15 protein-coding genes are annotated in these 16,750 nt (G+C 74.0%); 12 read left to right on the forward strand and 3 right to left on the reverse strand.

Annotated elements, in window-relative coordinates:
• Positions 1-100 precede the first annotated feature (100 nt).
• On the forward strand, positions 101-1,555 hold the full coding sequence (locus tag AB0C17_RS02545; protein WP_357385923.1) for a sugar transferase: 1,455 nt from the start codon (positions 101-103) through the stop codon (positions 1,553-1,555).
• Here AB0C17_RS02545 and rfbD read toward each other — a convergent pair.
• Positions 1,552-2,418 carry a dTDP-4-dehydrorhamnose reductase gene (gene rfbD / locus AB0C17_RS02550; protein WP_357385925.1) on the reverse strand — a complete coding sequence of 289 codons (867 nt, stop codon included), beginning with the start codon at positions 2,416-2,418 and terminating at the stop codon, positions 1,552-1,554. The genes AB0C17_RS02545 and rfbD overlap by 4 nt on opposite strands.
• A gap of 183 nt (positions 2,419-2,601) precedes the next feature.
• Between rfbD and rfbA the strand changes: the two genes are divergently transcribed.
• Both rfbA and rfbC read left to right on the forward strand, forming a co-directional pair.
• Positions 2,602-3,489, forward strand: coding sequence for a glucose-1-phosphate thymidylyltransferase RfbA (gene rfbA / locus AB0C17_RS02555; RefSeq protein WP_357385926.1), 888 nt, complete (start codon positions 2,602-2,604; stop codon positions 3,487-3,489).
• A complete protein-coding gene (rfbC, locus tag AB0C17_RS02560; RefSeq protein ID WP_357466968.1) occupies positions 3,486-4,094 on the forward strand; it encodes a dTDP-4-dehydrorhamnose 3,5-epimerase in 609 nt (202 codons plus the stop codon). Before rfbA ends, rfbC begins: the two co-directional genes overlap by 4 nt.
• Here the strand turns inward: rfbC and AB0C17_RS02565 are convergent.
• Positions 4,040-4,786: a lipopolysaccharide biosynthesis protein gene (locus tag AB0C17_RS02565; protein ID WP_357466965.1), complete on the reverse strand. Its 747-nt coding sequence runs from the start codon at positions 4,784-4,786 to the stop codon at positions 4,040-4,042. The two genes, rfbC and AB0C17_RS02565, sit on opposite strands and share 55 nt — an antisense overlap.
• 171 nt (positions 4,787-4,957) lie before the next feature.
• Between AB0C17_RS02565 and AB0C17_RS02570 the strand changes: the two genes are divergently transcribed.
• Genes AB0C17_RS02570 through AB0C17_RS02600 form a run of 7 tightly spaced genes read left to right on the forward strand, consistent with a single transcriptional unit; the run spans position 4,958 to position 12,913 of the window.
• A complete protein-coding gene (locus AB0C17_RS02570; RefSeq protein WP_357385930.1) occupies positions 4,958-6,154 on the forward strand; it encodes a hypothetical protein in 1,197 nt (398 codons plus the stop codon).
• A 2-nt stretch (positions 6,155-6,156) separates the two neighbouring features.
• Complete coding sequence (locus AB0C17_RS02575) at positions 6,157-7,008, forward strand: glycosyltransferase family 2 protein (protein ID WP_357385932.1); 852 nt, start codon at positions 6,157-6,159, stop codon at positions 7,006-7,008.
• On the forward strand, positions 7,005-8,099 hold the full coding sequence (locus AB0C17_RS02580; RefSeq protein WP_357385934.1) for a glycosyltransferase family 4 protein: 1,095 nt from the start codon (positions 7,005-7,007) through the stop codon (positions 8,097-8,099). Before AB0C17_RS02575 ends, AB0C17_RS02580 begins: the two co-directional genes overlap by 4 nt.
• Positions 8,086-9,420: a hypothetical protein gene (locus AB0C17_RS02585; protein WP_357476324.1), complete on the forward strand. Its 1,335-nt coding sequence runs from the start codon at positions 8,086-8,088 to the stop codon at positions 9,418-9,420. The genes AB0C17_RS02580 and AB0C17_RS02585 overlap by 14 nt, the downstream gene beginning before the upstream one ends.
• The gene (locus AB0C17_RS02590; protein WP_357476326.1) at positions 9,417-10,334 is read left to right on the forward strand and encodes a glycosyltransferase; all 918 of its coding nucleotides are present in this window, start codon (positions 9,417-9,419) and stop codon (positions 10,332-10,334) included. The genes AB0C17_RS02585 and AB0C17_RS02590 overlap by 4 nt, the downstream gene beginning before the upstream one ends.
• Positions 10,334-11,173 (forward strand): glycosyltransferase family 2 protein, encoded by an 840-nt coding sequence (locus tag AB0C17_RS02595; protein WP_357385940.1) that lies wholly within the window; start codon positions 10,334-10,336, stop codon positions 11,171-11,173. Before AB0C17_RS02590 ends, AB0C17_RS02595 begins: the two co-directional genes overlap by 1 nt.
• 54 nt (positions 11,174-11,227) lie before the next feature.
• Positions 11,228-12,913 carry a glycosyltransferase family 39 protein gene (locus AB0C17_RS02600; RefSeq protein WP_357466956.1) on the forward strand — a complete coding sequence of 562 codons (1,686 nt, stop codon included), beginning with the start codon at positions 11,228-11,230 and terminating at the stop codon, positions 12,911-12,913.
• Here AB0C17_RS02600 and AB0C17_RS02605 read toward each other — a convergent pair.
• Positions 12,910-14,130 carry a hypothetical protein gene (locus tag AB0C17_RS02605; RefSeq protein ID WP_357476329.1) on the reverse strand — a complete coding sequence of 407 codons (1,221 nt, stop codon included), beginning with the start codon at positions 14,128-14,130 and terminating at the stop codon, positions 12,910-12,912. The genes AB0C17_RS02600 and AB0C17_RS02605 overlap by 4 nt on opposite strands.
• A gap of 114 nt (positions 14,131-14,244) precedes the next feature.
• Between AB0C17_RS02605 and AB0C17_RS02610 the strand changes: the two genes are divergently transcribed.
• Together AB0C17_RS02610 and hutU are read left to right on the forward strand one after the other, a co-directional pair.
• Positions 14,245-15,090, forward strand: a complete 846-nt coding sequence (locus AB0C17_RS02610) for a MurR/RpiR family transcriptional regulator (RefSeq protein ID WP_357476331.1) — start codon at positions 14,245-14,247, stop codon at positions 15,088-15,090.
• A gap of 12 nt (positions 15,091-15,102) precedes the next feature.
• The gene (gene hutU / locus AB0C17_RS02615) at positions 15,103-16,749 is read left to right on the forward strand and encodes a urocanate hydratase (RefSeq protein ID WP_357476333.1); all 1,647 of its coding nucleotides are present in this window, start codon (positions 15,103-15,105) and stop codon (positions 16,747-16,749) included.
• The last annotated feature ends 1 nt before the right edge of the window (position 16,750 follow it).

The raw sequence follows: 16,750 nt of genomic DNA on the forward strand, positions 1-16,750 counted from the left end.
CTGCCATGCCGGTGCTGGCGGCGGGGCGGGGCCGCTCGTATCCTGCGATCGCCGTCGGTCTCTGTATCCGGGCCGGGGGCGTCACGGGGAAGGATCGACAATGCCACGCCTGCCGGCGTACGAGCATCCGCCCGCACCGCCGTCCAGCACGGCCATGAACGCGCCGATGGACAGCGGCATGGACACCACGACGGTGCTGCCGTACGCGGGGTCGCGGGCGTCGACGCGTACCCGATGGTTGCGGGCCTGGATGGTGACCGCGCCCATCGACGTCGCGGCGCTGCTCACCCCGTTGCTGCTGACTCAGGACTACTGGCGTGGCACGTTGTTCAACGCCGCGCTGACCCTGGGCCTGTTCGCCGCGGGCGGGCTCTACCGGCCGCGGCGGCACATCAGCATCCTCGACGAACTACCGAGCCTCGGCGGCCGGCTGCTGGCCTCCGGCGCGGTGGGGGCGATCATCGCGGCGCTGCGGCACGACTCGGTGCCACACGTCAGCGGGTTCATGCGCGGCGTCGCGCTCTCCGCCGGCCTGGTGATCGTCGGCCGGGCGCTGAACAGCCGGCTCATCCTGCTGGCCCGCAGGCGCCGGTGGGTGGAGCACAACGCGATAGTCATCGGCGGCGGGCCGATCGGCGGCGAGCTGGCCCGGCTGTTGCGCCGCTACCCGCAGTACGGGCTGCGGTTCGTCGGCGCTGTCGACGCCCGGTCACGGGCGCGGATCGGCTCGCTTCCGCTCATCGGCACCATCGACGAGCTGGAGAAGCTCGTCGACATGCTGGAGTGCGAGGTCCTGGTGATCGCGGACCCGGACTGTCCCGAGGCCGACCTGATGGAGGCGCTGCTGCGCCCGGCCAGTTCCCGCTGTGACCTGTGGGCGGTGCCGCGCCTGTGGGGGTCGCGGTCGCAGGGCGGCTACCCGGACCACATCGGCGCCATCCCGATCATCAAGATCGGCGACACCACGCTCACCGGTCCCCGGTGGCGGCTCAAGCGCGCCTCCGACGTGGTGTTCGCGGTGACCGCCCTGGTGGCGCTGAGCCCGCTGCTGCTGCTCTGCGCCGTCGCCACGTTCCTCGACGGCGGCCGGGGCGTGTTCTTCCGCCAGGAGCGCATCGGGCGGTACGGCAAGCCGTTCCACGTGGTCAAGTTCCGGTCCATGCGCCCGTCCGACGAGCACGAGTCGCAGACCACCTGGTCCATCGCGCACGACGAGCGGGTCGGGCCGATCGGGCGGTTCATGCGGCGCACCTCGCTGGACGAGCTGCCGCAGCTGTGGAACATCCTGCGCGGTGAGATGAGCGTGGTGGGGCCCCGGCCGGAACGGCCGTACTTCGTGGAGAAGTTCACAGTGGAGTACCCGAGGTACGCGATGCGGCACCGCGTCCCGGTGGGGCTCACCGGGCTGGCGCAGGTCAGCGGCCTGCGCGGGGACACGCCGATCTCGGACCGGGCGCGGTTCGACAACTACTACATCGAGAACTGGTCGCTCTGGCTCGACATCAAGATCGTGCTGCGTACCGTGACCGAGGTCTTCCGGGGCGGCGGCCGCTAGCCGCAGTCGCCGGCCAGCGCCCGCGCCAGATCCGCGCGCCAGTCCTCCGGCGGCGGCAGCTTCGCGGCGGCCCACCGGCCGTGCGCCAGCACGCTGTAGTGGGGGCGCGGCGCCGGGCGCGGGAAGCGGTCGGTAGTGGTCGGCCGGATCCGCTCCGGGTCGAGGCCGCGCAGGGCGAAGACGGCGCGGGCCAGGCCGTACCAGGTGGTCTCACCCGCGGCGGTGCCGTGGTACGTCCCGGGTGCCGCGTCGCCGGCGAGCGCCGCGTCGGCGAGCGCCACGAGGCGCTCCGCGAGCCGGTACGACCAGGTGGGCTGGCCGCGCTGGTCGTCCACCACGTCGAGCCGGTCGCGTTCAGCTGCCAGCCGCAGCATCGTGGTGACGAAGTTGCGCCCGTGGGGGGCGTAGAGCCAGGCGGCACGGACGACGTACCCGGTCTCGGGCAGCAGCCGGGCCACCGCCTGTTCCCCGGCGAGCTTGCTGCGCCCGTACGCGTTGACCGGGCCGGTCGGCGCGTCCTCCGGGTAGGGCTCGGTGGCGTCCCCGGCGAACACGTAGTCGGTGGAGACGTGCACCAGGCGCGTGCCGGACCCGGCACACGCGCGGGCCAGGTGGGCGACCGCGTCGCCGTTCACGGCTGTGGCGTCCCGCTCGCGTGTCTCGGCGCCGTCCACATCGGTCCACGCGGCGGCGTTGAGCACCACGTCGTGCCCGCTCACCGCGTCCCGGACGGCATGGGCGTCGGTGACGTCGAGGTCGGCGCGGGCGGCGGCGGTGACCGACAGGTCCGGCCGGGTCCGCAGCACGGCGAGCAGGTCCCGCCCGAGCATCCCGCCCGAGCCGGTGACCAGCACCCGGGTCACCGGTGGCCGGTCGCGTCGCCGCCGGTGACGCCCGGCAGCATCCACACGTGCTCCGACCCGATGAAGCCGGCGCCGCCGGTGACGAGGATCCTCACGGGACGTGGAGTCTACGCCGCACCGACGGCGCGGCGTGGCACGTCGACGGGCCACGGGGGCGGCTGCGGCGCGGGTAGTCTCCCGCGGGTGCGTGGAATCCTTCTCGCCGGCGGCACCGGTTCCCGGCTCTGGCCGATCACCCGGGCCGTCTCGAAGCAACTGATGCCGGTGTTCGACAAGCCGATGGTCTACTACCCGCTCTCCACTCTGGTGATGGCCGGGGTACGGGAGATCCTGGTGGTGACCACGCCGGAGGACCGCGCCCAGTTCGAGCGGCTGCTGGACGACGGCAGCCAGTGGGGGCTGAGCCTGGCGTACGCCGAGCAGCCCCGGCCGGAGGGCATCGCGCAGGCGTTCCTGCTCGGCGCGGACTTCATCGGCGCCGAGTCGGTGGCGCTGATCCTCGGCGACAACATCTTCCACGGCGCCGGGCTCGGCCGGCAGCTCGCCGATCACGGCGATCCGGCCGGCGGCCGGGTCTTCGCGTATCCGGTCGCCAATCCGCAGGACTACGGCGTGGTCGAGTTCGACGAAGCCGGCCGGGTGCTGTCGATCGAGGAGAAGCCGGCCCGCCCCCGCTCCCGGTACGCGGTGCCGGGCCTCTACTTCTACGACAACCGGGTGGTCGACATCGCCCGCAAGCTGACCCCGAGCGCCAGGGGCGAGCTGGAGATCACCGCGATCAACGAGACGTACCGGGCGTGGGGCGAGCTGACGGTGACGGTGCTCGACCGGGGCACCGCGTGGCTGGACACCGGCACCTTCACGTCGATGATGCAGGCCGCCGAGTTCGTCCGGGTGATCGAGGAACGCCAGGGCATGAAGATCGGCTGTGTCGAGGAGGTCGCCTGGCGGTCCGGGCTGATCGACGACGGGCGGTTGCGGATGCTGGCCCACCCGCTGACCCGCAGCGGTTACGGTGACTACCTGCTGGGCCTGCTGGCCGAGCGGTCCGGTTCGGGGAGCGCGTCGTGAAGATCCGTCCGTTGAGCATCGAGGGCGCCTGGGAGGTGACCCCGCAGCAGCACGGCGACCCGCGCGGCCTGTTCCTGGAGTGGTACCGCTTCGACCGGCTCGCCGAGGCGGTCGGCCACCCGCTGCGGCTGGCGCAGGGCAACGTCTCCGTCTCCGCCCGGAACGTGGTGCGCGGCATCCACTTCGCCGACGTACCACCCGGCCAGGCCAAGTACGTCACCTGCGTACGCGGGGCGGTGCTGGACGTGGTGGTGGACGTGCGGGTCGGCTCGCCGACGTACGGCCGGTGGGAGGCAGTACGCCTCGACGACACCGACCGGCGGGCCGTCTACCTGGCCGAAGGGCTGGGGCACGGGTTCTGCGCGCTCACCGACGACGCGACGATCAGCTATCTCTGTTCGGCCACCTACAACCCGGCGGCCGAGCACACGGTGCACCCGCTGGACCCGGTCCTCGGCATCGACTGGCCGGCGACGACGCCGCTGCTGTCCGAGCGGGACGCGGCGGCCCCCCGCCTGGCCGAGGCACGCGCGGCGGGCCGGCTGCCCGGCTACGACGCCTGCCGCTCCTTCACGGCAGCGCTGGACACCCGGCCGTTCGCCTGATCCGGCGCCGCCGCGCCGGCCGGGCGGCGGCGCACGACTGTCGTCCAGAACGTCCGCACGTCCGCGCCCACCGGGGTGCCGGCCCGGCGGTAGCCGAGCACGAGTGCGACACCGACCCCGGCAGCCAGGCCGCCGAGCGCGCCACCGGCGGCGTGCCACTGCCACCGCACCGGCTCGGGACGCCCCGGCGGGGTGGCGGCCCGGACCACGGCGACGTGGGCCTTGAGCCCGAGCCCGGCGGGCGGCAGGTCGCGCTCGGCGATCCGTTGCAGCTCGGCGGCGAGCGCCGCGGCTATCGCCGCGGCGGTGCCGGCTGACCGGTCGGTTACTGCCACGTCGATCGCCAGTGAGTCGACAGTGGAGGACGCGACGACGCGGCCGGCCAGGTCGTCGGTGGTGTACGGCAGCCCGAGCGAGTCGATCACCGGGCGCGTCAGCCGGGGCGTGTTCATCATGGTGGCGTACGTCTTCACCCGCCGCTGCATCAGCCGGCCCGCCTCGTCGGCCGGTGGGCGGGGCTGCGGCGTGGCGGACTTCTCGGCGGCGAACGTGACGACCATCTGGGTCTCGGCCCGGTAGGCCGGCGGCCGGCGTTCGGCGAGGACCCCGGTGAGCGCGCCGCACAGCAGCGTCAGCGCCAGCACGATCGGCCACCGCCTGCCGATCGTGTCGCGGAAGTGGGCCAGGTCCACGACGCGACACCCTACCGGCGAGCTGCCGCAGTGGGCGCACCCGTCCGCCGGTCATTGCGCTGCGCAGCCCCGGTCGGGTAGAACAGGCCCGCACACATCCGCGCATCTTGGGGGAAGACGAGTGGATTACGCGTGGCCGGCTCGCGGCCGACACCGGCGCCTGGGCGCCGGGTGTTAGGCCGGGTCCGGCGGATCGTCTCCCCCGAGCGTCTCTATCTGGTCGCCCTGGGCCTGACCGGCCTCGCCGCGCTGGTGTCGGTCACGCTGCCGGCGGCGGAACGCGGCGAACTCGCGGCGAACATGGTCAGCGCCACTGTGGGCGCGGCACTCGGCGGCCTGTCCGTCGACACGTTCCTGCTGTCCCGGCCGGCCGGGTGGATCATGTCGCGGGGCCGGGTGTGGATCGCCGGCATCCTCGCCGTCTCGCTCGGTCTCACCGCGCTGGCCGCGGCGCTGCTGACCACGCTGGCCGGGCTGGGCAGCCATCCGGTGGGCATCGGGGCGGGCTGCGCGCTCACCGTGTTCAACACTGCGGCCTCGCTCGGCCTGCGCCTCAAGCGGTTCTGGTTCGTCTACACCATGCGGGCGCTCGGCGGCGCGGTGCTGGTGGCCGGGTACGGGCTGCTCTGGCTGGGTCACCGGCTCGACGGTGGCCTGTGGAGCGTGCTGTGGCTGGGCGTGCAGGTCGCCACCGCGACAGTGCTCGGGGTGGCGGTGCTGGGCTGGGCGCGGCGGTTCGGGCCGGGGCCGGCGGCGACGGCGGGACGCACCGAGTACCGCGCCGACCTGCTCGCGGTGGGTCGGCTGCACGTCGGGGTGTGCGCGCAGATGCTGACGTACCGGCTGAGCCAGGTCCTGGTGGCCCGCTTCGCCGGCGCGGGCGCGCTCGGCGTGTTCGCGCTGGCGGTGGCGGCGCTGGAGTTCGCGCAGTCCGGCGCCGTGGTACGGGCACAGCGGATCCTGGCCGAACGCGACCCGGACGCGATCCGCGACCACGGCCGCGACGTGGTGAAGTCGGCGCTGCCGATCGCCGCGCTCGCGGTGATCGGCCTGGCGGTGCTCGGCGTGCTGGCGACCGACTACCGCGACGCCTGGATCTTCGGGCTGCTCCTGCTGCCCGGCACGCTGGCGTTGTCGGCCGGCAAGACGTGGAGCGCGGCGCTGCTCAAGCGCGCGGGCGAGCAGGCCACCACAGCAGTGGCCCTGGTCACCATGTCGGTGTCGGTGGTGCTGTACGTTCTGCTCATCCCGTGGGCCGGCGCGCTCGGCGCCGCGGTCGCGTCGTCTGTCGCCTACGGCGTCTACGCGTTGCGCACCCGGCAGCGACTCCAGCGGTCCACGCACCTCCTCGTCAATCGGATGGCCTAGCGGTGGACGTCTCAATCGTCGTGTTGACCTGGGAAGACTTCGAGCGCACCGACGGCTGCGTCCGCTCGCTCCCCGAGGGTGTGGAAACCGTCGTGGTGGACAACGGCAGCGCCTCCGAGATCAGCGACAGGCTGCGGGCGATGTGCGCCGAGACGGGCGCCCGGTACGTGCGCTCGGAGACGAACCTCGGCTACGCCAAGGGCATGAACCTCGGTGTGCGGCACAGCACCCGGTCCCGGGTGGTGCTGTCGAACAACGACATTCTCGTCCGGCCGGGCGCGATCGAGCGGCTGGCGGCCGAACTGGACGAATCCACTGTGGGTGCCGCGTTCCCCAAGGTGCTCGACGCGGCCGGCCGGGACCAGACCGCCGCCGGCCGCTTCCTGACGGTGGGCACCGGCGTCGCGCACGCCACCGGGCTCAGCCTGCTGTTCCCGAGGCTGCGGATCGTCGCGCCGCCGGAGCGGGGCGACTGGCTCTCCGGGCCGTTCGTGGCGATCCGGCGGGAGACGCTGGACCGGATCGGCGGCGTGGACGAGTCGTCGTTCTTCTACTCGGAGGACCTGCGGCTGTGCTGGGCGGTGCGCCGGCTCGGGCTGCGCCTGGCGTACCTGCCGGACGCCGTGGTCACGCACGAGGACGACGCGAGCGCGAAGCGCCGGTGGGCGGCCGAGGAGATCTCGCGCCGGCAGACCCGCGAGTTCATCCGGGCCAGCCGTGAGCTGGCCGGGTGGCGGGGCACAGTGGCCTGTTCCGCGTACACCCTGGGGGTGCTCGCCCGGGCGGCGGTGGGCGGCGGGACAGCGCGGCGGGCTATCGCCCGCGGCGCCCTGGAAGGCATGGGCGTCCGATGAGGGTGCTGTTCGTCTGCACCACCGGCGGGTCGGGGCGGCGGCAGCTCGGCGGGGCCGAGCGCTTCCTGATCGAGATGCTGCCGGCGCTCGCGGCCCGCGGCGTCGACGTGGTCGCCGCCACCCCTGACGACGAGGTCGCGGCGGCGTTGCGGGACGCGGGCGCGCCGTGGCGTCCGCTGGGCGCGGCCAAGCGGGTGGACCTCGGGTACGCGCGCGGCATCCGCACGCTCGTCGAAGAGCTGCGGCCGGACGTGGTCAGCGCGCACCTGCTCTCCGCCGCGATGCACGCCCGCGCCGGACTGGGCGTTCGGGGCCGCCGCACGCCGCTGGTGGTGACGCTGCACAACAGCCTCTGGCAGTACCGCGACACGGCCGAGACGTGGCGCGCCAAGGCCGCGGTGCAGGCAAACATCAGCACCGACCTGATGTTCCGGCGGCTGCGGCCGCACGCGACGGTGGCGGTCTCCGACTTCGAGGCCCACGAGCTCCGGGTACGCGGGCGGATCCGCGACGTGCGGGTGATCCCGAACCCGCTGCCCGCCATCTGGCCGCAGGTGGCCGACACCGGCCGCCTCGCACCGGACGGCCCGGTGCGGGTCGGCTTCCTCGGCCGGCTGGAACGGGAGAAGGGCGCCGACCTGCTGGCGGACGTGGCAGCGGCGCTGCCCGACGTGGAGTTCCTGGTCGCCGGCGCCGGCGCCGTCGAGGTCGCGGAGCGGCCGAACCTGCACCTGGTCGGGCGGGTCGACGCCGCGCCGTTCCTGCAACGGCTGCACTGCCTGCTGGTGCCGTCCCGGGTGGAGGCGTTCGGGCGCAGCGCGCTGGAGGCGATGTCGCTGGGGGTGCCGGTGGTGCACTCCGGCGCGGGCGGCCTGACCGAGGTGACAGCCGCCGGTGACGGCGTGCTCGCGTACCGGGCGGAGCTGACGCCGCAGGCGCTGGCCGCCGCCGTCCGGACGGCCACCGACCCGGCCGCGTGGGACGGGCGGCGGCGCGAGCTGGCCCGGCGGTACGCGGACCGGCACTCGTTCGACGGGTGCGTGGACGCCTGGCACGACCTGTACCGGACGGTCGCCAGTGACAGCCGCTGAGCGACGCCTCTGGTCGGTCGGGATCCCGTTCGCGCTCGGTGCGGCGCTGCTGCTGGCGACGCACGACGCCGGGATCGCCGTCGCGCTCGCGCTGGCCGTCGGCACGCTGCTCGCCGCGCGCCTGCGGATGTGGGCGCTCGCCGCCTGCGCCGCCGTCTGGACGGCCGCGCTGCTCGCCGTGCGGGTGCTACCCGGCCCGTACGACTCCTGGGCGGGTCGTGGGGTGCTGCCGGTGCTCGCCGGATACGTGACGGTCTTCCTGCTGGCCTGGGCGGTCGGGCGGCGGCTGATCGACAGGAGGGACGAGGACGGCGACCGCACCCGACCGGCGCTGTCCTGGCCGTCCGAGCGCCGCCTGCTGACGTACTTGTTCGTGCTGCTCGGTATCGCTGTGGTGACCTCGGCGATCCGGTTCCGGGGCACCGTGCCGCCGCTGCTCGCCGACAACCCGGACGCTGCCCGGCAGGTGCTGCGCGAGCAGGCGAACCTGGTCGTCGGGCTGCTGTCCGAGGCGTGGACGCTCGGCATGGCGGTGTCGCTGCTGCGCGCGTTGTCCGCGCGCGGCCGGGTGCTGCCGCTCTACTACGCGCTGGCCGCGCTCTTCACCGTCGGGGCGGCGCTGGGCGCGAGCAAGAACTCGGTGCTCGTGGGCGTCGCGCCCGCGCTGATCGCGGCGCTGTCGGTCCGGCGTACCCGGGGACGGGCCGCGTCGTTCCTGGCCGCGCGCACGCCTGTGGTGCTGCTGATCGGCGCGGTGGCGCTCGGCGCGGCGGTGTTCCTCGGCGGGCAGCGCACCATGGCCGGCACCGGCGCGTTCGAGACCGAGTTCCGGGCCCGCTACGGCAGCAACGCGCTGACCAGCAGCGCCGGATCGCTTGACCTGTCGCTGAGTTCGTCCACCGAGACGTTCGGGCGGGTCTGGTCGCAACGGGAGCACCTGGAACCCCGGTACGGCACGTACTCGCTGACGTTCCTCGGCTCCCGGGTCGAGCCGATCGTCGGCAAGGCGGACCTGTACGGGCTGACGTCCCAGCTCAGCCAGCCGTACCTGATGAACACGGCGACGTTCGTGGCCATCCCGCTGCTCGACTACGGCCCGCTGGGCGCGGTGTTCTTCCTGGCCGCGCTGGGGCTGGCGGTGGGCGCGACCGAGCGGTGGTTCGAGTTCTCCCGGGCGCCGGCCGGGCAGCTGGCGCGGGCGTTCGTCGTCTACTTCGCACTGTTCGGCGTCTACGAGCTGTATCCGCTGATCTATCCGACCTGGCTGAGCCTGGTGCCCGGCCTCTGTGTGCTGCACCGGCTGGGCAGGAGCGCGGCATGACGTTCGACGGGCTCACCGTGGTCACCGTCCTCTACCGGTCCGCCGGCATGCTCGCCGAGACGCTGCCGACCTGGGTACGCAGCGCCGGTGACATGCCGGTCCGGTTCGTCTTCGCGGACAACTGGCCCTCCGACGGGTGCGCCGAGGTGATCGCCGGGCACCTGCCCGCCGACCGGTACGCCTACCTGCCCGACGCCACGAACCCGGGCTTCGCGGCCGGCTGCAACCGGGCGGTGGCGACGGTGACCACGAGCCACCTGCTGCTGCTGAACCCGGACGTGTGGCTGCCGGACGACGCGCTGGCCCGGATCTGCGCCGCCGTCGCCGCCGAGCCGGACGCCCCGCTCGCTGTCGGCCTGGCCATGCACGGCGGCGAGTACGTGGGCATCGACCTCAACCCGGTGTCGCTGTTCATCGACAGGCGGGCCACTGCCGGCCGTACGCCGCTCGGACCGTCCGGGGGCGCGGCGGTCTTCCCGGCCGCGCTGTACCGGCGCTTCGGCGGCTTCGACGAGCACCTGTTCGCCTGGGGCGAGGACGCCGACCTGGCGTTCCGGCTCTACGCCTCCGGGCTGCGCACCCGGGGGCTGGACGTGGTGCTGCCGCACGCCGGCGGGCACAGCGTGGACGGCGACGACCGGTTGCAGGGGTTCCGGGCGTTCCTGCTGGCCCGCAACCGGCTGCTGGTCGCCGCCCGCACGTTCACCTGGCCGCTGCTGCTCGTGGCGGTGCCGGTGCTCGCGCTGGCGCACCTCGCGCTCGCCGCCCGGCGGGCCCGGCAGGGCCTGCTGCGCCCGTTCCTGCGCGGCATCGGACGCGGGCTGGCCGAAGGACCGGCGGCCCGCCGCCGCTGGACCGGTCCCCGCTTCGGGTTCGCGTCCCTGCTCGGCTACCTGACCGCTCGGAGGGCGTGATGACGGCACAGCCGTGGACCGTGGTGACAGTCACCTACCACTCGGCGGACACGCTGCGCCGCTGCTGGCGCGGCCCGAAACCGTACGAGTGGCTGGTGGTCGACAACGCCTCCACAGACGACTCGGCGGCGGTCGCCGAGAAGCTGGGCGCGAGGGTGATCCGGCTGCCGGAGAACGTCGGCTTCTCCCGCGCCAACAACGTCGCGCTGCACCAGGCGACCGGCCGGTACGTGCTGTTCGCCAACCCGGACCTTGAGGTGCGCCCGGACGGGCTGGGCGCGCTGGCCCGGCACCTGGACACACACGGTGGGCTGGTCGCGCCGCAACTGCTGGCCACCGACGGCACACCACAGGCGAACGGGCGCGGCTTCCCGTACGCGACGGCGAAGCTCGGCAACCGCAAGGTGTGGCCGCTGTCCCGGCTGCACACCTCGTACCGGCTGGTGGCCGCGCCCGGCGAGACACGCCACGTCGCCTGGGTGATGGGCGCGGCGGTCGCCGGCCGGACCGCCGACGTCACCGCGCTGGGCGGGTGGAACGAGCGGTTCTTCCTCTACTACGAGGACCACGAGCTGGGGCTGCGCGCCTGGCGGCACGGGTTGCCGGTGGCGGTGCTCGGTGACGTGCGGTGGACCCACCACTGGGCCCGCGCGACCAACTCGGTGCGCTGGTCCCGGGCGCACACGCTGGAGCTGCGCAGCGCCCGGACGTTCTTCGGCATGTTCCCGGAGTTCCTGGTCGGCCTGCCACGGCCGGCCCGCCGGCACCGTCTGGCCGCCGGATCGGTGGGTACTGCGGTGCCGCCGGTCCCGTCCGTTCCGGGCCATGCCGGGGAGTGATCGAGGCCGGTCGCGGGGCCGCTGACGTGAATGAGGCTTTGATACCGTCTCGCCGTGTCCGTGACACGCCCGGCCTTCTCCCCCTCGACGGCGCCCGCGTCGGCGACGCCGGTGGCGTCGCGGCCGGGCACGCCCGCCGAGGTCGTCGCCGTCGCGTGGGACCGGCTGAGCCGGTCCCCGTACTGGGCCGTCGCGGGCCTGCTTGTCACGCTCGGCGCGGTGCTGCGGATCCGGCAGTGGGCGTACGCGCGCAGCTTCTGGAGCGACGAGCTCTACATCGCGCACAACATCCGGGAGCGCGGCTACCTGGACCTGTTACGGCCGTTGGCGTTCAGCCAGTCGGCGCCGCCCGGCTGGCTGTGGCTGGAACGGTTCGCGTTCGCGCAGTTCGGCGACGGTGAGCGGGCGCTGCGGCTGGTGCCGCTGCTGTTCGGGCTGGCGCTGCTGCCGCTCGTGGCGTGGCTCGGCCGGCGACTCCTGCCGCCGCTCGCCGCGCTGGCGGCGCTGCTGCTGGTCGCCGTCGCGCCGTTCCTGATCGGCTACTCCAACGAGCTGAAGCAGTACAGCGCCGAGGCGTTCGCCGTCACGCTCGTGGTCGGGCTGGCGCTGCTGCTCGTCCGGAACGGTCCGACCTGGGCCGGGTCGGCGGTGTTCTGGTCGGTCGCGGCGGTCGCGGCGTTCGTCAGCACGTTGTCCATTCCGGTCACCGGCGCGCTCGGCGTGCTGATCGGCGGGTACGCGTTGTCCCGCCGGGACCGGCAGTGGACGAGCAGGTGGCGTGACCTGGGCCGGTTCCTCGCCCCGGCGCCGGCCTGGGCCGTGGTGGCGCTCGTGGTGTACGTGCTGTTCCTCGCGCCGGGGCTCGCCGATCAGCAGCTCGCCGCGTACTGGCGGGGAAAGTCGATCTACCCGGCCCACTCGCTGACCGACCTGCCCGCCACTGTGGAATGGCTCGCGGCGACGTACCGGAGTCTCGCCACCGTGCCGTTCGTGGCCTGGTCGGCATGGGTCGTCGTACCGCTGCTGGTGCTGGGCACGGCGGCCGGGCTGCGCCGGCTGTCGACCGTCGCGGTGCTGGTGCTGCTCACACCGCTGGCAGCAGGGCTGGCCGGCGCGGCGGTGTCGGTCTACCCGTTCAACGGCCGGCTGGCGCTGTACGCGGTGCCGGCCTGCCTGTTGCTCGCCGCGCTCGCCGTGGCGCCGCCACCACAGCGCGCCGGCCTGCCCGCCCGGGTCAGGTGGGCGGTGGGGGTGGTGCTGCTGCTCGCGCTCGCCGTGCCGCAACTGGCCACCGCCGTCGTGGCGACTGTGCATCCGGCGCGGGCCTTCGCCCAGGGCGGCGGCGCCAACGCGGTCGACTACCGGGGCGCGCTGCGCCACCTGGACGACAAACGCCGCCCGGGTGACCTGGTGCTGGCCACCACCGTCTCGTGGAACGCCCAGGCGTGGTACGGCCCACCGGCCGACGCGTACGTGGTCGCGGCCGGGCCGGGCGGCTGCCCGGGGCGGACCGTGTCGACGCTGCTGCCCGGCCGGTCCCGGGTCTGGCTGTTCCAGGCCACCGACTGGGCCGACGCCGCGAACCGGGACGTCATCGTCCGGCTCGGCGGCAGTGGCGTGGCGGTCACCGAGCGGCAGTTCGGCGGTGCGCGTGTGGTCCGCTTCGACCTCGCAGCGGGCGTCACCAAGGGCGGCGACGTCTGCCTGGTGCCACCGCCCAACGGGGCGGCTGTCCGCTAGCTGTGGCGCTGCCAGAGGTCGCGCAGCGCGTCCCAGTTGCCGCCGAGCCCGGCCCCGCACGGCGTCTCCATGTAGATCGCGCTGGTGTCGTTGTCCCGGCCCCACCAGATGCCGCAGACCGGGCGGCCGTCCTGGCCGTTGCCGGCGTACTCGACGTAGCTGCCCTGCGCCCCGCTGACACCGCCGGTGGCCGGCCCGGCCTCCCGCATGCCCGGCGCGAGCGCACGGCCGATGATGCCCATCTGCTGGCGGAAGGCGCGAGCCGCCTCCTTCTTCTCGGCCGACTCGTACTCGGCGAAGTGCAGCGACACGCCCAGGTAGCGGCAGAAGACATGCTGCTTCTCGCCCGCGGCGAGCCCGGGGCCGCTCTTCTCGGTGTTGATCGCGCAGCCGCCCACCCCGTCGAGCCACGGCTCGGCGATCGGCATGAGCGTGGCGTCGAACTTCGCCTTGTTCAGCGACTGCTGGGTGGCCTCGTAGAGCGCCGGCGAGGTGCTGGCCACCGGAGTGGACGGTTCGCCTCCGTCGGCGAGCGAGCGCCCGGCCAGCAGCCCGGCGCCACCGGCCAGCACCGCCGCCATGACCACGCCGCCGATCCACAGGCCGGTACGGCTCTTGGGCGGACGGGCGACCGGTGCGATCCGGGGCCCTCCGGTGGCCACGAGCGGGTCCGAGGCGCCGGCCTGGGCCGGGATCGCCCGCACCGGCATGCCCGGCGACACCGGCATACCTGGTGACACCGGAGCGCCTGCGGAGACGGGCGCACCGGCGGACACGGGTGCGCCGGAGACCGGCTGCTGCGGCGCCATCGCCCACGGCTGCGGGCTCCACGGCAACTGCGGCGGCGACGAGACCTGCCGCGGCGGCGCGGACACCGGCGGGGGCGGCGGGAGGATCTCGGCGGTGGCGGTGCGCTGGTAGTCCATGCCCAGGCTGCGGAACAGCCGCTCGGCCGCGCCGTCCTCTTCGGAGGGGTACGCCACCCAGGGCTGGCCGGCGGCGAAGTCGGAGTTGACGTACCGGTGGCCGCCGGGCGTCTGGGCCAGCACGTTCGCCGCGTTGGTGAACGCCTCGCGCCAACGCTGGTCCCCGGCTGCGGCGCCGTCCAGCACCGCGACGGTCAGCGCGCGGTCCTGCCCGTCGAGTGCGGCCCAGGCCCTGCCGACCTGGCACTCCCCCAGCACCTCGGTGAACCTGTACGGACCTTCCGGCTGCATGCCCCACTCCTCTGCTCACCCGCCGTGCGGATAGTACAGAGAGCACGCTCATCAGATCTCTTTGCGGTCGCGCCGCCCTTGCGTACTGAAAGTTTTCATGCATAGAGTCGCAGTGTGAATGAAAGCGGTGCGGCCACCCCCGACCGCCTGCTCGACCTGTTCCACGGCGTGCGGCTCACCCCGACCCAGCGCCGCATCGCCCACTGCCTGGTGCGGCACGCGGGCGCGGCGGCGTACCTGTCCGCCGCCGAAGTGGCCGAGCTGGCCGGCGTCAGCCAGCCGTCGGTGACCCGGTTCGCCATGGCGCTCGGGCACGACGGCTACCCGGCACTGCGCCGCCGCCTGCGGGAACTCACGGTCACCGAGCCGGCCGCACCGACCGCCGGGAACGCGCTGCAACGGGCGGTGCACGCCGAGCGGGACAACCTGGACCGGCTCGCCGCGCAGCTCGCCGACGCCGACCGGGTCGCCGAGGTGGGGAGGTTGCTGGCGGTCAGCCGTCCGCTGCCGGTGCTCGGGCTGCGCGCCGCCGCGCCGCTGGCCGCATACTTCGCGTATTTCGCCGCGAAGGTGCACCCGGACGTGCGGGTGCTCGACGACGGCGGCAGCATGCTCGTCGACCGCCTGGACCAGGCCGTCGCGGCCGGCGCGACGGCGCTGCTCGCGTTCGTGCTGCCCCGCTACCCCCGGGAGACCCTGGACGCGCTGCGCGAGGCCCGCGACGCCGGCCTGACCGTCGTGGCGATCACCGACTCGCCGGTGAGCCCGGCCACCGAGTACGCCCAGGTGGTGCTGCCCGCCGCCGTCGGCGCCGACCTGGTCTTCGACCTGCACACCGCCCCGATGACGCTGGCCATGGTGGTGCTCCAGGCGATCTGCGACGCCGCACCGGCCGAGACCCAGAACCGGCTCGAGGCGTTCGAGTCGTCCGCCGCCCGCCGCCAGTTGTTCCTCGGCTGAGAGGAGTACGAGATGCACCAGCCCGTCCGCGCCGCTCGCGGCACCGCACGCACCGCGAAGGGGTGGCCGCAGGAGGCCGCCCTGCGGATGCTGATGAACAATCTCGACCCGGAGGTGGCCGAGCGTCCCGAGGACCTGGTGGTCTACGGGGGCACCGGAAAGGCCGCCCGGGACTGGCCGTCCTATCACGCGCTGGTGCGCACGCTGACCGACCTGCGCGACGACGAGACGATGCTCGTGCAGTCCGGCCGCCCGGTCGGGGTCATGCGCACCCACGAGTGGGCGCCGCGCGTGCTGCTCGCCAACTCCAACCTGGTCGGCGACTGGGCCACCTGGCCGGAGTTCCGCCGCCTGGAGTCGCTGGGCCTGACCATGTACGGGCAGATGACCGCCGGCTCCTGGATCTACATCGGCACCCAGGGCATCCTTCAGGGCACGTACGAGACGTTCGCCGCGGTGGCCGAGAAGCGGTTCGGCGGCACGCTCGCCGGCACGCTGACGCTCACCGCCGGATGCGGCGGGATGGGCGGGGCGCAGCCGCTCGCGGTCACCATGAACGGCGGTGTCTGCCTGGTCGTGGACGTGGACCGGTCCCGGCTGGAGCGGCGGGCGCACGACCGCTACCTCGACGAGATCGCCGGCTCGCTGGACGACGCGGTCGAGCGGGCGCTCGCCGCGAAGCGGGACCGGCGCGCCCTGAGCGTCGGGGTGGTCGGCAACGCCGCCACCGTCTTCCCCGAGCTGCTGCGCCGGGGCGTGGCCATCGACATCGTGACCGACCAGACCAGCGCGCACGACCCGCTGTCGTACGTGCCGGAGGGCGTGGACCTCGGCGACGCCCGGGACTACGCGGCGGCCAAGCCGGCCGAGTTCACCGACCGGGCCCGGGCGTCGATGGCGAAGCACGTCGAGGCGATGGTCGGCTTCCTGGACGCGGGCGCGGAGGTCTTCGACTACGGCAACTCGATCCGGGGCGAGGCCAAGCTCGGCGGATACGAGCGGGCGTTCGACTTCCCCGGGTTCGTGCCCGCGTACATCAGGCCGTTGTTCTGCGAGGGCAAGGGCCCGTTCCGCTGGGCCGCGCTCTCCGGCGACCCGCGCGACATCGCGGCCACCGACCGGGCGATCCTCGACCTGTTCCCGGAGAACGAGTCGCTGGCCCGGTGGATCCGGATGGCCGGCGAGCGGGTCGCGTTCCAGGGCCTGCCGGCGCGGATCTGCTGGCTCGGCTACGGCGAGCGGGACCGCGCCGGGGTGCGGTTCAACGAGATGGTCGCGTCCGGCGAGCTGAGCGCGCCGGTGGTGATCGGCCGGGACCACCTGGACTGCGGCAGCGTGGCCAGCCCCTACCGGGAGACCGAGGCGATGGCCGACGGCTCCGACGCGATCGCCGACTGGCCGCTGCTGAACGCGCTCGTCAACACCGCCAGCGGCGCGTCCTGGGTGTCCATCCACCACGGCGGCGGCGTCGGCATCGGCCGGTCCATCCACGCCGGCCAGGTCTGCGTGGCCGACGGCAGTGAGCTGGCCGGGCAGAAGATCGAGCGCGTGCTCACAAACGACCCGGCGATGGGCGTGATCCGGCACGTCGACGCCGGCTACGACGACGCCCGCGCGGTAGCCGAGCGCACCGGCGTGCGCGTCCCCATGGCCGAGTAAG

Origin of the sequence: Micromonospora sp. NPDC048887, from assembly GCF_040649715.1 — a bacterium.
Taxonomy (GTDB): domain Bacteria; phylum Actinomycetota; class Actinomycetes; order Mycobacteriales; family Micromonosporaceae; genus Micromonospora.

Bases quoted from the DNA above. Each gene is read 5' to 3' on its own strand.
- AB0C17_RS02545 (WP_357385923.1), top strand. From the start codon at position 101: ATGCCACGCCTGCCGGCGTACGAGCATCCGCCCGCACCGCCGTCCAGC.
- AB0C17_RS02580 (WP_357385934.1), top strand. From the start codon at position 7,005: ATGAGGGTGCTGTTCGTCTGCACCACCGGCGGGTCGGGGCGGCGGCAG.
- AB0C17_RS02590 (WP_357476326.1), top strand. From the start codon at position 9,417: ATGACGTTCGACGGGCTCACCGTGGTCACCGTCCTCTACCGGTCCGCC.
- AB0C17_RS02595 (WP_357385940.1), top strand. From the start codon at position 10,334: ATGACGGCACAGCCGTGGACCGTGGTGACAGTCACCTACCACTCGGCG.
- AB0C17_RS02605 (WP_357476329.1), bottom strand. From the start codon at position 14,130: ATGCAGCCGGAAGGTCCGTACAGGTTCACCGAGGTGCTGGGGGAGTGC.
- hutU (WP_357476333.1), top strand. From the start codon at position 15,103: ATGCACCAGCCCGTCCGCGCCGCTCGCGGCACCGCACGCACCGCGAAG.